The following is a 12,682-nucleotide window of genomic DNA, read 5'->3' on the forward strand; positions in this document are numbered from 1 at the left end:
TCCGCCTGCGCCCCACCCCGCACGAGTTCGCCATGTACTTCGACTGCTGAGCAGTCGACCGACACCGGCCGGGCCGGCTCCGCGATTCGCGGAGCCGGCCCGTTCCGTCGTACGGCCCCTTGATCGACGGTCAGGGTCGAACGGCGGGTGGGGCGGGGCGGGCGAGGCGCCACCGGCGCCAGGCCCGTGCCGTGAGCGCCACCACCAGGACGGTCATGGCGATCGCGCCGGGCGCCTTGGTGTACCGGGCCAGGGACGTGCCGTCCGGCAGCGCCAGGAAGGTGGCCACCGCGGCGGGCAGCACGAACCAGCCGGTCCGGCTCGCCGACACGGCGAGCAGCAGCAGCGGCCAGGTCGCGTACCAGGGATGGAAGACCGGGGCGAGCACCACCGTGGCGGCCAGCGCGACGCCGGCGGCGTGCAGGGTCACCCGGGGGCGGGCCGCCGCCAGCCGGCGTACCCGCTGCCGGACGTCGTTGAGGGCCCGCAGCGCCGTCCAGGCCCGCCACCAGAGCACCACCAGCAGCACCGCGAGCAGGACCAGCGCCACCGCCCGGGTGACCGGCACCGCGGCCGGCTCCCGCCCGGCCCACTCGCCGAGGTAGTCCACGACGACCCCCACCGCGGTGGGCGGGGAGGTCCACTGCTCGGTGTCGCCGCTGCGGGCCAGACCGGCGAGCCAGCCCAGGCCGAGCCCGGACAGCGCCGAGGTGGCGGCCAGCGCGGCCAGCACGCCGCCGGCCAGCCAGCCCCCGTCCCGCAGCAGCGCGCGCGGGGTGTACCGGCCGAGCACCGCCGCGAGGGCCGCGAACGGCAGCACCACCACGGCGGTCGCCTTCACCGTCACCGCCAGGCCCAGCAGCACCCCGGCGGCCAGCAGCGCCGTCGGCTTGCCGGGCAGCCGGACCAGCACCAGCAGGCCGAGCAGGAGCAGCCCGAGCATCACCGCGTCGTTGTGCGCCCCCGCCACCAGGTGCACCCCGACCAGCGGGCAGGCCAGCGCCAGCCAGGCCGCCCGGGCGGTGGGCACCCCGGCGGCCCGGGCCAGCCCGGGCAGGCAGAGCGCGGCCAGCAGCACGCCGGTCAGCGCGACCAGCCGCAGCAGCAGGACGGTGCCGACCAGGCCGCCGCCGAGGGCCGCGGCCAGCGCGGCGAGCAGCACGAAGAACGGGCCGTACGGCGCGGGAGTGTCCCGCCAGATCGGCGCCACCGACTCGACCCAGGGGCAGCCGGCCGCCGCCACCCCCAGCTCGTACGGGTCGTGGCCGGCGGCGTAGGCCCAGCCCTGGCAGGCGTACGAGTAGACGTCCCGGCTGCCCAGCGGCGGCGCGGCCAGCAGCGGAAGCAGCCACAGCCCGGCGGTCAGGTACGCCCACCGGGTCGACGGGGCGCCCCGGCGCAGCGACCACCAGGCCCCGACCAGCAGCGCCGTGCCGAGCAGCCAGCAGCCCAGGGCCCAGGGGGCGGCTCCGGCGCGCCAGGGGCCGGCGGGCGGGATGTCGGGCAGTGCCCCGCCCAGCCACCCGGCGACGGTGAGCAGCACCGCGCCGAGCAGGCCGGCGTACCGGGCGGACCGGGGCCGGCCGGCGGGCGCTGGCCCCGCGTCGGTCACCGGCGAACCTCTCCTCAGCCTGCGGGGGCCGGCCGGCGGGCCGCCCGAGCCGACCGTACCAACCGGACGGCCACCACGATCACCAACAGCGTCATCAGCGGGGCACCGGGCATCTTGGTGAACCGGGCCAGGCCGGTGCCGTCGGCCAGCACCAGGAACGACGACACCAGCGCGACCAGCGAGAACCATCCGGTACGCCGCGCGGTGGCGGCCAGCACGGTCAGCGGCCAGATCCAGTACCAGGGGTGGAAGAGCGGGGACAGCGCCACCGTGGCGGCCAGTGCCAGCCCGGCGTGCCAGAGCGGGTCCCGGGTGCGGGCCCGCCACCACAGCCACACCAGCAGCACGGCGAGCACCAGCACGCCGATCGTCCTGGTCACCGGCAGCGCGTCGACGTGCGCCCCGAAGAGCGCCGCGACGTACCCGACGGTCTGCCCGACCGCGGTGGACGGCGAGGTCCAGGCGATCACCAGGCTCCCCTGCTCCAGCCCGCTGATCCAGCCGAAGCCCAGGCCCGACGCGAAGGTCGCCGCGACCGTCGCGGCGAGCGCCCCGCCGACCACCGGGCCGCCGTCGGAGATCAGCGTCCGGATCCGGTACGGCCCGGCCATCGCGGCCAGCGCGGCGAACGGCACCACCACCAACGCGGTGATCTTCACGGCGGCGGCGAGCCCGAGCAGCACTCCCCCGGCCAGCAGCGCCCAGCGGCGACCGGGCCGGGACGCCACCACCGCCAGCCCGGCGACCATCAAACCGACCATCAGCGCGTCGTTGTGCGCGCCGGAGATCAGGTGCACGCCGACCAGGGGGGACGCCAGCGCCAGCCAGAGCGCCCGCGGCACCGGCACCCCGCAGCGGCGGGCCAGCACCGGCAGGCACCAGGCGGTCAGCGCCACCCCGGCCAGCGCCAGCAGCCGGAACAGCGCGGCGGCGGCGGTGAGCGAGCCGGTGGCCTTGACGATCGCGCCGGAGATCATGACGAACAGCGGCCCGTACGGCGCGGGGGTGTCCCGCCAGATGTACGAGATGGTGTCCAACCATGGGCAGGGGAGCGCGGAGACGCCCTGCTCGTACGGGCTGATCCCGGCCGCGTAGCTCGCGCCCTGGCAGGCGTACGCGTAGACGTCCCGGCTGCCCAGCGGCGGCGCGACCAGCAGCGGGACCAGCCAGAGCCCGGCGGTGACCAGCGCCCAGCGGGCGGACGGCACCCGGTCGCGCAGCGACCACCAGGCCCACGCCATCAGCGCGGTGCCGGCCAGCCAGAGGCCGATGACCAGCGGCCCGTGCCGGCCCTGCCAGATGCTGACCGGGGTGGGGCGCAGGTCTCCGTCGGGCAGCGCGCCGCCCAGGTACGCGGCGACGGCGAGCAGCGTCGAGCCGGCCAGACCGATCCAGCGCGAGAGGTGGTGAGGCACGTCCGACATGCTGCCAGTACGGTGGTCGCGGACCGGAGGTGGGCATGCGGCGCAGCAGGGTGGTGGGGCTCTCCGCCGGCTGCGCCGCCGTGGCCGGCGCGGTGTGGCTGGCCCTGCCGCCGATGGGTTCGGACCTCTCCGCCCAGGTGGCCCGGGCCGACTTCGTCACCGCGCACGGCACCGCCCTGGTGGACCTGCGCTGGTACGCCGGCATCCACCCGCTCGGCTACAGCCTGGTCACGCCGCCGCTGATGGCCACCCTCGGGGTGGGCGTCACCGGCGTCCTCGCCCTGGTCGCGGCGGCCACCGCGTTCGCGGCGCTGCTGGTGCGCACGCCGGTGCCCCGCCCCCTGCTCGGCAGCCTGGTCGGGGTGCTCACCATCACCGGCAACCTGGTCTCCGGCCGGGTCACCTACGCCCTCGGCGTGGCGTTCGGGTTGGCCGCGCTGCTGGCGCTGACCCTGCCGACGCACGGCCCGCCGGGCCGTCGCTGGGCGCGCCCCGTGCTGGTCGCGGCCGGCGCGCTGCTGGCCTCGGCGACCAGCCCGGTGGCCGGCCTCTTCGTCGGCCTGGCCGGCGCGGCGCTGCTGCTCACCCGCCGGTACGCCGACGGGCTGCTGCTCGGCGTCGCCGCCGCGCTGCCGCTGGGGGTGACCGGGCTGCTCTTCGGCGAGGGCGGCTGGATGAACATCAGCCGCACCGACACGCTGCGGGCGGTGCTGACCAGTCTGCTGGTGGCGGCGCTGGTGGCGTACCGGCCGGTGCGGGTGGGGGCGCTGCTGTCGGCGGCGGGGGTGCTGGCGGCGGCGCTGGTGCACACGCCGGTCGGGTTGAACGCCACCCGGCTGGCGGTGATGTTCGCGCTGCCGGTGCTGGCCGCCGCCGCCCGGCCGCCCCGCTGGCTGACCGCCCGGCCGGCGAGCGGGATGGGCCGGTGGGGTCGGGCGGCGGGCGGGGTGGCGCTGGCCGTGCTGCTGGCCGCGGTCTGCGCGTGGCAGCCGCCGGTGGTCGCCGCCGACCTGCGCAGCCTCGATGACCCGACCGCCGCCCGGTCGTTCTTCGCGCCGCTGCGGGCCGAGCTGGCGCGGCGCGGGCTCACCGGCCGGGTGGAGGTCCCGCCGACCCGCAGCTACTGGGAGGCCGCCCGGCTGGGCGAGGTGTCGCTGGCCCGGGGCTGGCTGCGGCAGGCGGACATCGCCCGCAACCCGCTCTTCTTCACCGCCGTGCCGGGGGCCGCGGGCACGGGCGTGCCGCTGACCGCCGACAGCTACCGGGCCTGGCTCGACGAGTTCGCCGTGCAGTACGTGGCGGTGCCCGACGCGCCGCTGTCCTGGGTCGGCCGGGCCGAGGCCGAGTTGGTCTCCGCCGGCCTGCCGTACCTGACGGAGGTCTGGTCGGACGGGCGGTGGCGGCTCTACGCGGTGGCCGACCCGACGCCGATCGTGGGCGCTCCCGGCGAGTTCGTCGGGCAGGACGGGGCGTCGTTGACGTTCCGCACGTCCGCCGCCGGCACGGTCCCGGTCCGGGTGTGGCACACCCGCTGGCTGACCGCCTCCGGCGGCGCCACCGTCGCCGCCGACGGGGACTGGACGACGGTCAGGGTGCCGCGCGCCGGCACCTACACCCTGCGCGGGTGACGGGCCGCCGGCCGGCGGACGCTGCCGGTCTCCACGCCCTTTCGAACTGATGTCGTGGACGAATCACCGGCGCTGGCAGCGGATGCGTAGGGCGGCGGCGAAGGCCGACTGACTCGTTTGCGTCATCAGCTCGACAGGACGCCACCGCCGGCCCGGTCGGGACGGGTCAGGCCGGTCAGCCGGGGTCGCGGCGTACCGGGGAGGGGCGGGCGCGGACGTGCAGCCGCTCCCCCTGCGGCCCGAAGAGGCTGAGGATCTCCAGCGGGCTGTCGTACGGGTTGCCGAACCAGTGCGGCGTACGGGTGTCGAACTCGGCGACCTCCCCCGCCTCCAGGGTCAGCTCGTGGCTGCCGAGCAGCAGCCGGCACCGCCCGGAGAGCACGTAGAGCCACTCGTACCCCTCGTGCACCTGCTGCTCGGGCTCCCCCGGCCGACCGCCGGGCGGGTAGATCATCTTGTAGGTCTGCACCCCGCCGGGGCGGCGGGTCAGCGGCACGATGGTGACCCCGTTGCGGACCACCGACCGGAGCCGGACCCGGGGGTCCCCGGTCTCCGGCGCGCCGACCAGGTCGTCGAGCGGCACCCGGTGGAACCGGGCCAGCGGGAGCAGCAGCTCCAGGGTGGGCCGGCGGCCACCGGACTCCAGCCGGGACAGGGTGCTCACCGAGATGCCGGTGGCGGCGGAGAGCTGGGCCAGCGTCACGGCGCGCTGCTGGCGCAGGGCCCGCAGGCGCGGCCCGACCGCCGTCAGCACCTCGCCCGGGGCCGCGGTGTCGTCCGCCATCCGTTCGTTTGCCATCTCGGCAACGATACTTGTCGGCGCGGGAAGGAGCGCGGACGATCCGGGGCATGGGCGGGACGGACCCGCCCGAAGGGGGAACGAGGATGCGGGAGCACCGGATCTACGACGTGGTGGTGGTCGGCGGCGGCGCGGCGGGGCTCAGCGGCGCGCTCACCCTGGGCCGGTCCCGCCGGTCGGTGCTGGTGATCGACGGCGGGGCGCCGCGCAACGCCCCCGCCGGGAACGTGCACAACTACCTCACCAGCGAGGGAGTCGCCCCCGCCGAGCTGTACGCGACGGGCCGGGCCGAGGTCGCCGGGTACGGCGTCGAGGTCGTCGACGGCACGGTCACCAAGGCGCACCGGGTCGAGGGGCACGACCGGGCCCGGTTCGAGGTGGAGCTGGCCGACGGAGAGCTGGTGCGGGCGCGGCGACTGCTGGTCACCACGGGGTTGGTCGACGAGCTGCCCGCGATCCCCGGGCTGGCCGAGCGCTGGGGCCGGGACGTGCTGCACTGCCCGTACTGCCACGGCTGGGAGGTGCGGGACCAGGCCGTGGGCGTGCTGGCCACCGGGCCGATGACCACCCACCACGCGCTGCTGTTCCGCCAGCTCACCGACGACGTGGTGGTGTTCACGCACACCGGCCCCCCGCTGGCCCGGGAGCAGGCCGAGCAGCTCGCCGCCCGCGGCGTACGGGTGGTCGAGGGCGGGGTGACGGCGGTGGAGGTGACCGACGACCGGCTCACCGGCGTACGGCTGCGCTCCGGGGAACTCGTCGCCCGGCAGGCGCTGGTGGTCGGGCCCCGGTTCGCCGCGCGGGCCGACCTGCTGGCCGGGCTCGGCCTGACGACCAGCGAGTTCGTCGTCGGCGGGCACGTCTTCGGCGACCACGTGGCCGCCGACGCCAGCGGGGCGACCGCGGTGCCGGGGGTCTGGGTGGCCGGCAACGTGACCGACCCGCAGGCCACCGTGATCGCCGCCGCGGCGGCGGGGATGAAGGCCGGCGCGGCGCTCAACGCCGACCTGATCGCCGAGGAGACCGACCGGGCGGTCGCCCTGCGCGCCCGCGCGGGCGCGCACCAGCACGCCGCAACCGGCGCACCCGATCACGGCGGAACCGGCACGCACGACCACGCCGGACGCGGCGTGCACGATCACGCCGGGAGCGGGACGGATGCCGTGGACGCCGAGACGGCGCGGCACTGGGACGAGCTCTACCAGCGGCGGGAGCGGATCTGGAGCGGGCGGGCCAACCCGCACCTGGTCGACGTCGTCGACCCGCTGCCGGCGGGCACCGCGCTGGACCTCGGCTGCGGCGAGGGCGCCGACGCGATCTGGCTGGCCGGCCGGGGCTGGCGGGTGACCGCGGTGGACGTCTCCGCCACCGCCCTGGACCGGGCGGCGGCCGAGGCGGCCACGGCCGGGGTGGCGGACCGGATCGACTTCCAGCGGCACGACCTGACCCGCACCTTCCCGGCAGGGGTGTTCGACCTGGTCTCCGCCCAGTTCCTCCAGTCGCCGCTGGAGTTCCCCCGGACCGAGGTGCTCCGGGCGGCGGCGCGGGCGGTGGCGCCCGGCGGGCGGCTCCTGATCGTCGAGCACGGCGAGGTCCCGCCGTGGTCCCGACTGGCCCACCCGGACGTGCGCTTCCCCACCCCGGAGGAGACCCTGGCCGAGCTGGACCTGGACCCGGACGGGTGGCGCACCGAGCGGCTGGACGCGCCCCGGCGCGCGGTCACCGACCCGGACGGGCAGCCGGCCACCCTGGTCGACCACCTGGTGCTGGTCCGCCGCCGCTGACGGCGCTCAGGCCTCCAGCACGCGTTCCATGGCCGCCCGGGACCGGCGGGCGGTGCGCAGGTACTCGTCGAGGAACTCGCCGGGGTCGTCGCGGCCGAGCAGCCGGACGACCCCGGCCAGCTCCACGCCGTGCCGGGGCAACTGGTCGCCGGCGCGGCCCCGGACCAGCATGAGCGCGTTGCGGACCTGCGCGGCGAGCGTCCAGCCGGCGGCCATCCCGGCGGCGTCCGCCGGGTCGACCAGGCCGGCCTCCCGGGCCGCCGCCAGCGCGTCGAGGGTCCGGGTGCCCCGCAGTCGCGGGTACGCCCCCGCGTGCCGGAGCTGGAGCAACTGCACCGCCCACTCGACGTCGGCCAGGCCACCCCGCCCCAGCTTGGTGTGGGTGGCCGGGTCGGCGCCCCGGGGCAGCCGCTCGTTCTCCACCCGGGCCTTGATCCGGCGGATCTCCACCACCTGCTCCCGGCTCAGCCCGTCGGCCGGCCAGCGGACCGGGTCGATCAGCGCCTCGAACTCCGTACCCAGGTCGGCGTCGCCGCAGACGAACCGGGCGCGCAGCAGCGCCTGCGCCTCCCACACCTTCGACCAGCGGGCGTAGTACTGCGCGTACGCGGCGAGGCTGCGCACCAGCGGGCCCTGCCGGCCCTCCGGGCGCAGGTCGGCGTCGACGCCGAGCGGCGGGTCGGGGGCGGGCACGCCGAGCAGTCGGCGCAGCTCCTCGGCGATGCCGTGGGCGGCGGCACTGGCGGCCTGCTCGTCCGCCCCGGCCGGTGAGTCGTAGACGAAGAGCACGTCGGCGTCGGAGAGGTAGTTCGACTCGTACCCGCCGAGCCGGCCCATGCCGATCACGGCGAACCGCAGTCCGGGCGGGCCCGGCTTGGCGGCCCGCGCGGTGCGCAGCGCGGCGGTGAGCGTGGCGTCGGTGACGTCGGAGAGCGCGGTGCCGACCCCGGTGACGTCGGCCAGGGGCGCGGCCGGCGAGCCCCGCTCCGGGCGCGGGGCGAGCCCGCCGGCCCGGCTGAGCAGGTCGGCGCAGGCGATCCGGACCAGCTCCCGCCGGCGCAGCGCGCGGACCGCCCGGATCGCCTGCTCCGGGTCGGCGTACCGGCCCGCGGCGGCGGCGAAGCCCTCGCAGAGCACCTCCCGGGTACGCGGGGCCAGCTCGCTCTCCTCCGCCAGCAGGCGCAGCGCCTCGGGCTCCCGGGCCAGCAGGTCGGCGGCGTACCGGGAGGAGGAGAGCACCCGGGCCAGCCGGCGGGCCACCGGGCCGGAGTCGCGCAGCAGCCGCAGGTACCAGGGGGTGCTGCCGAGCTTGTCCGAGACCTGCCGGTAGTTGAGCAGGCCGCGGTCCGGCTCGGGGGCGTCGGCGAACTCGCTGAGCAGCACCGGCAGCAGGGTGCGTTGGATGGCGGCGGTGCGGCTGACCCCGCCGGTGAGGGCCTGGAGGTGGCGCAGCGCCCCGGCGGGGTCGGCGAAGCCGAGGATCTCCAGCCGGTGCCGGGCCGCCTCCGGGGTGAGCCGCAGCCCGTCGGCGGGTACCCGGGCCACCGACTCCAGCAGCGGCCGGTAGAGCAGCTTGGCGTGCAGCCGGCGTACCTCGGTGGCGTGGGCGACCCACTCGGCGCGGAAGCTCTCCACGGCGCTGCGGCCCGGCGTGGCGGTGCAGCCGAGCGCGGCGGCGAGCCAGCGCAGCGCGGCCGGATCGGTCGGCACGGTGTGGGTGCGGCGCAGGCCCTGGAGCTGGAGCCGGTGCTCGACGGCGCGCAGGAAGCGGTACCCGCGCAGCAGCGCCTCGCCGTCGGCGCGGCCGACGTAGCCGCCGGTGACGAGCGCGCGCAGCGCCGGGATGGTGCCGGGCACCCGCAACGACTCGTCGCCGCGGCCGTGCACCAGTTGCAGCAGCTGGACGGCGAACTCGATGTCGCGCAGCCCGCCCGGCCCGCGCTTGATCTCGCGCTCCAGCTCCTTCGGCGGGACGTTGTCGATGATCCTGCGGCGCATGGCCCGGACGTCGGAGACCGCCTCGGGCCGCTCGGCGGCGGTCCAGACCAGCGGGGCGAGCGCCTCGATCCACTCCCGCGCCAGGGCCAGGTCGCCGGCGGCCGGGCGGGCCTTGAGCAGTGCCTGGAACTCCCAGGTCCGGGCCCAGCGCTGGTAGTAGGCCAGGTGGCTGGCGAGGGTGCGCACCAGCGGCCCCCGGTTGCCCTCGGGGCGCAGCGCGGCGTCCACCGGCCAGGCGACCAGCCCGCAGACGCCGATCAGCCGGGCGGCGACCGTGGTGGCGACGGTCAGGTCCGCGTCGTCGGCGGCCACGAAGATCACGTCGACGTCGGAGACGTAGTTCAGCTCGTCGCCGCCGCACTTGCCCATGGCGACCACCGCGAGCCGGGGCCGGAGGGTGCCCGCGGGCAGCTCGTCGACGGCGATCTCGTACGCCGCCGCCAGGGTCGCGTCGGCCAGCGCGGAGAGCGCGGCCATGGTCTGCTCCAGGCCGCGCCCACCGGTCAGGTCGGCCGCCGCGATCCGCAGCAGCGCCAACCGGTACGCCTGCCGCAGCACCGCCACCGGCGCGGTGGCGGTGGTCAGCCGCCCGGCGGCGGCGAGGTCCAGCCGGCCGTCGGCGGTGGGGGCGAGCCCGTCCGGGGCGGTGGCCAGTACCGTCCACTGCTCCGGGTTGGCGACCAGGTGGTCGCCGAGCGCCGACGAGGCGCCGAGCACGGCGACCAGCCGGCGGCGCAGCCCCGGGTCGGCGTGCACCGCGTCGAGCAGCACGGGCGGCTCGACGGCTCGGCGCTCCGCCTCGACCAGCCGGTGCAGCTGGCGCAGGGCCAGGTCCGGGTCGGCGGCCCGGCCGAGCGCGGCCAGCAGCTCGGCGGCCGGCTCGTCGACCGGCTCCTGCTCCTCGACCCGCCACAGCCCGAGACCGTCCGGGCCGAGCAGGTCGGCCGCGCGGGAGCCGCCGTCGGACTGCGCGGTGCCGAAGCCGTACCGGGCGAGCCGCCCCCTGGCCGGTCTGGTCATCTCACTGCCCGAGCAGCGGCAGGCTTCGCCGGGTGGGGTCGTCGCCCAGCTCGCCGAGGGCCAGCGCGGCGAAGCGGATCGCGAACGGCTGCCAGACCTCCTCCACGTCGGCCATCACCCGGTCGCAGGCGGCTACCACCAGCTCCGGGTCGTAGCCCAGCTCGGCGAGCACGTCGGAGTCGCGGGCCCAGTCGGCGATCATCGCGGTGTCGCACTCGATGTGGAACTGCAGCCCCCACGCCCGGTCCCCGAGGCGGAACGCCTGGTGCGGGTAGCGGGTCGAGGCGGCCAGCAGGGTGGCGCCCCGGGGCAGCTCGGTGATCTCGTCGGTGTGCCACTGGAGCACGTCCGGGATCAGCGGCACGTACCGGAACAGCGGGTCGGCGTCGGCGGCGTCCCGCTTGCCCACCACGCCGGGGCCGATCTCCGGCCCGGACGGGCTCCGCTCGACCAGGCCGGCGTGCGCGGTGGCGAGCAGTTGCCCGCCGAGGCAGACGCCGAGGGTCGGCACCCGGTACCGGACCGCCTTGCGCAGCAGCCCCTCCAGCGCCGGGAACCAGGGCGCGCCGGGGCTGCCGTCGGGCAGCGGGTACGCCTGCTGCTCACCGCCGAGCACCACCAGCGCGACGTACCCCTCCAGGTCGGCGGGGAGCGCGTCGCCGGCGTGCGGGCGGAGCACCCGCAGGTCGAGGCCCCCCTCGGTCAGCCACTCCCCCAGCCGGCGGAGGTCGTCGGTCGGGTCATTCTCGATCACCAGCGCGGTCGCCACGGTGTCGAGGCTATCGGGTGCGCCGGCGCCGACCCGGAACGGCTCGGCCGCTCCCGGCGCCGACTAGGCTCGGCCGCTGTGATCACCGACGACTGCCTGCGCCCGCCGGTCCTGTGCCCCGGTGACACGGTGATGCTCGTGTCGCCGTCCGGCCCGACCCGGCCCGAGCGGGTGGCCCGCGGCGTCGAGCTGCTGACCGGTTGGGGGCTGCGCCCGGTGCTGGCGCCGAACGCGTACGCCCGGCGGGGCTACCTGGCCGGCGACGACGCGCTGCGCGCCGCCGACCTGAACATCGCCTTCGCCGACCCCGAGGTGCGCGGGGTGATCTGCACCCGGGGCGGCTACGGCGCGCAGCGGGTGGTCGACCTGCTCGACATGGCCGCCGTACGCCGGGACCCGAAGGTGGTCGCCGGCTTCTCGGACATCACCGCGTTGCAGTTCGCGCTCTGGCGGGGCGCCCGGCTGGCCGGCGTGCACGGCCCCGGGGCGGCCTGGCTGGACGAGCGGACCCCGCTGCGCTCGGCGGAGTCGCTGCACGCCGCGCTGATGACCACCGAGCCGGTGACCGTCGCCGCCACGCCGGACGAGGAGACCTTCGCCGTCCGGGTGCCCGGCCGGGCGGTCGGTCCGCTGCTCGGCGGCAACCTCTGCCTGATCACCGCCTCCATCGGCACCCCGGACATGCCCGACCTGACCGGCGCGGTGCTGCTGATCGAGGAGGTGCAGGAGCCGCCGTACAAGGTCGACCGGATGCTGACCCACCTGCGCCGGGCGGGCGTGCTGGACGGCGTGGCCGGGGTGGCGGTCGGCCAGTTCACCGAGTGCGCCGACGGCTGGGACACCACCGTCACCGACGTGCTCACCGAGTGCCTGGGCGAGCTCGGCGTCCCGGTCCTCGGCGGCCTCCCGGTCGGCCACGGCGTCGGCCAGCTCACCGTCCCGGTCGGCACCCGCGCCACCCTCGACGCCGACGCCGGCACCCTCACGGTGGCCCCCGCCGTCCGCTGACCGGGTGGGATTTTCAGCTGGGTGACAGGGTCGGCACGGGTGCGGCCCAGGTTTGGTGGTCACTGTCGGTGAGGTCATCGCACCAACCACCGATCACTGGAGGATTGATGTCCCGCACGATCTCGAAGAAGCACCTGTTGGCCGGGCTCGCCGCCGCCGGAGTGCTCGGCGTGGGGATCGCCGCCCCGACGGTGGCCTTCGCCGAGGACGCCACCCCGTCGCCCAGCGCCAGCAGCAGCGCCGACCAGGGCACCGACCGGCAGCAGCAGAAGGCCGACCGCCAGGGCGAGTTCGCCGAGGCGCTGGCCAAGGAGCTCGGCGTGCCCACCGAGAAGGTGACCGCCGCGCTGGACAAGCTGCGCGAGCAGCGCAAGGCCGACCGCCCGGAGCGCCCGTCCGCCGAGGACCGGCAGGCGGCGCTCAAGGACCGGCTGGCCCAGGCGGTCGAGGACGGCAAGCTCACCCAGGAGCAGGCCGACGCCATCACCAAGGCCGCCGAGGCCGGCGTCTTCCCGGGCCCGGGCGGCCGTGGCCACCACGGCGGCATGGGTACGCCCGGCAGGTGACCCGGGTGGGCAACGGTTGATCAACTCCATTCCGGCGATGTGGCGGCTTCTCCGCGAGCCACAGACCGCCACGT

Annotated in this window: 9 protein-coding genes and 1 pseudogene; 5 read left to right on the plus strand and 5 right to left on the minus strand. The window is 76.9% G+C overall.

Annotated elements, in window-relative coordinates; translation table 11 throughout:
- Positions 1 to 130: 130 nt before the first annotated feature.
- Both mptB (V6U89_RS27920) and mptB (V6U89_RS27925) read right to left on the minus strand, forming a co-directional pair.
- The gene (gene mptB, locus V6U89_RS27920; RefSeq protein ID WP_334575544.1) at positions 131 to 1,612 is read right to left on the minus strand and encodes a polyprenol phosphomannose-dependent alpha 1,6 mannosyltransferase MptB; all 1,482 of its coding nucleotides are present in this window, start codon (positions 1,610 to 1,612) and stop codon (positions 131 to 133) included.
- 14 nt (positions 1,613 to 1,626) lie between these two features.
- Positions 1,627 to 3,036: a polyprenol phosphomannose-dependent alpha 1,6 mannosyltransferase MptB gene (gene mptB, locus V6U89_RS27925; protein ID WP_442933997.1), complete on the minus strand. Its 1,410-nt coding sequence runs from the start codon at positions 3,034 to 3,036 to the stop codon at positions 1,627 to 1,629.
- 35 nt (positions 3,037 to 3,071) lie between these two features.
- On the opposite strand from mptB (V6U89_RS27925), the gene V6U89_RS27930 reads away from it, so the two are divergent.
- Positions 3,072 to 4,664 (plus strand): hypothetical protein, encoded by a 1,593-nt coding sequence (locus V6U89_RS27930; protein ID WP_334575548.1) that lies wholly within the window; start codon positions 3,072 to 3,074, stop codon positions 4,662 to 4,664.
- A 175-nt stretch (positions 4,665 to 4,839) separates the two neighbouring features.
- Here the strand turns inward: V6U89_RS27930 and V6U89_RS27935 are convergent, their stop codons facing one another.
- Positions 4,840 to 5,463 carry a helix-turn-helix domain-containing protein gene (locus V6U89_RS27935; protein ID WP_334575552.1) on the minus strand — a complete coding sequence of 208 codons (624 nt, stop codon included), beginning with the start codon at positions 5,461 to 5,463 and terminating at the stop codon, positions 4,840 to 4,842.
- 86 nt (positions 5,464 to 5,549) lie between these two features.
- On the opposite strand from V6U89_RS27935, the pseudogene V6U89_RS27940 reads away from it, so the two are divergent.
- A pseudogene (locus V6U89_RS27940) lies at positions 5,550 to 6,575 on the plus strand (NAD(P)/FAD-dependent oxidoreductase); the annotation flags it as partial.
- A gap of 51 nt (positions 6,576 to 6,626) precedes the next feature.
- The gene (locus tag V6U89_RS27945) at positions 6,627 to 7,247 is read left to right on the plus strand and encodes a class I SAM-dependent methyltransferase (protein ID WP_334575688.1); all 621 of its coding nucleotides are present in this window, start codon (positions 6,627 to 6,629) and stop codon (positions 7,245 to 7,247) included.
- A 6-nt stretch (positions 7,248 to 7,253) separates the two neighbouring features.
- On the opposite strand, the gene V6U89_RS27950 is transcribed toward V6U89_RS27945, so the two are convergent.
- Together V6U89_RS27950 and V6U89_RS27955 are read right to left on the minus strand one after the other, a co-directional pair.
- Positions 7,254 to 10,265 carry a bifunctional [glutamine synthetase] adenylyltransferase/[glutamine synthetase]-adenylyl-L-tyrosine phosphorylase gene (locus V6U89_RS27950; RefSeq protein WP_334575556.1) on the minus strand — a complete coding sequence of 1,004 codons (3,012 nt, stop codon included), beginning with the start codon at positions 10,263 to 10,265 and terminating at the stop codon, positions 7,254 to 7,256.
- Between the two features lies 1 nt (position 10,266).
- A complete protein-coding gene (locus V6U89_RS27955) occupies positions 10,267 to 11,034 on the minus strand; it encodes a type 1 glutamine amidotransferase (RefSeq protein WP_334575559.1) in 768 nt (255 codons plus the stop codon).
- A 78-nt stretch (positions 11,035 to 11,112) separates the two neighbouring features.
- On the opposite strand from V6U89_RS27955, the gene V6U89_RS27960 reads away from it, so the two are divergent.
- Together V6U89_RS27960 and V6U89_RS27965 are read left to right on the plus strand one after the other, a co-directional pair.
- Positions 11,113 to 12,042 (plus strand): S66 peptidase family protein, encoded by a 930-nt coding sequence (locus V6U89_RS27960; RefSeq protein ID WP_334575563.1) that lies wholly within the window; start codon positions 11,113 to 11,115, stop codon positions 12,040 to 12,042.
- A gap of 107 nt (positions 12,043 to 12,149) precedes the next feature.
- Positions 12,150 to 12,608, plus strand: coding sequence for a hypothetical protein (locus tag V6U89_RS27965; RefSeq protein ID WP_334575567.1), 459 nt, complete (start codon positions 12,150 to 12,152; stop codon positions 12,606 to 12,608).
- Positions 12,609 to 12,682 lie beyond the last annotated feature (74 nt).

The sequence above is a fragment of the Micromonospora sp. CPCC 206171 genome (assembly GCF_036906755.1).
Lineage (GTDB): Bacteria > Actinomycetota > Actinomycetes > Mycobacteriales > Micromonosporaceae > Micromonospora > Micromonospora purpureochromogenes.

Bases quoted from the DNA above. Each gene is read 5' to 3' on its own strand.
- mptB (WP_442933997.1), bottom strand. From the start codon at position 3,036: ATGTCGGACGTGCCTCACCACCTCTCGCGCTGGATCGGTCTGGCCGGC.
- V6U89_RS27930 (WP_334575548.1), top strand. From the start codon at position 3,072: ATGCGGCGCAGCAGGGTGGTGGGGCTCTCCGCCGGCTGCGCCGCCGTG.
- V6U89_RS27935 (WP_334575552.1), bottom strand. From the start codon at position 5,463: ATGGCAAACGAACGGATGGCGGACGACACCGCGGCCCCGGGCGAGGTG.
- V6U89_RS27950 (WP_334575556.1), bottom strand. From the start codon at position 10,265: ATGACCAGACCGGCCAGGGGGCGGCTCGCCCGGTACGGCTTCGGCACC.
- V6U89_RS27965 (WP_334575567.1), top strand. From the start codon at position 12,150: ATGTCCCGCACGATCTCGAAGAAGCACCTGTTGGCCGGGCTCGCCGCC.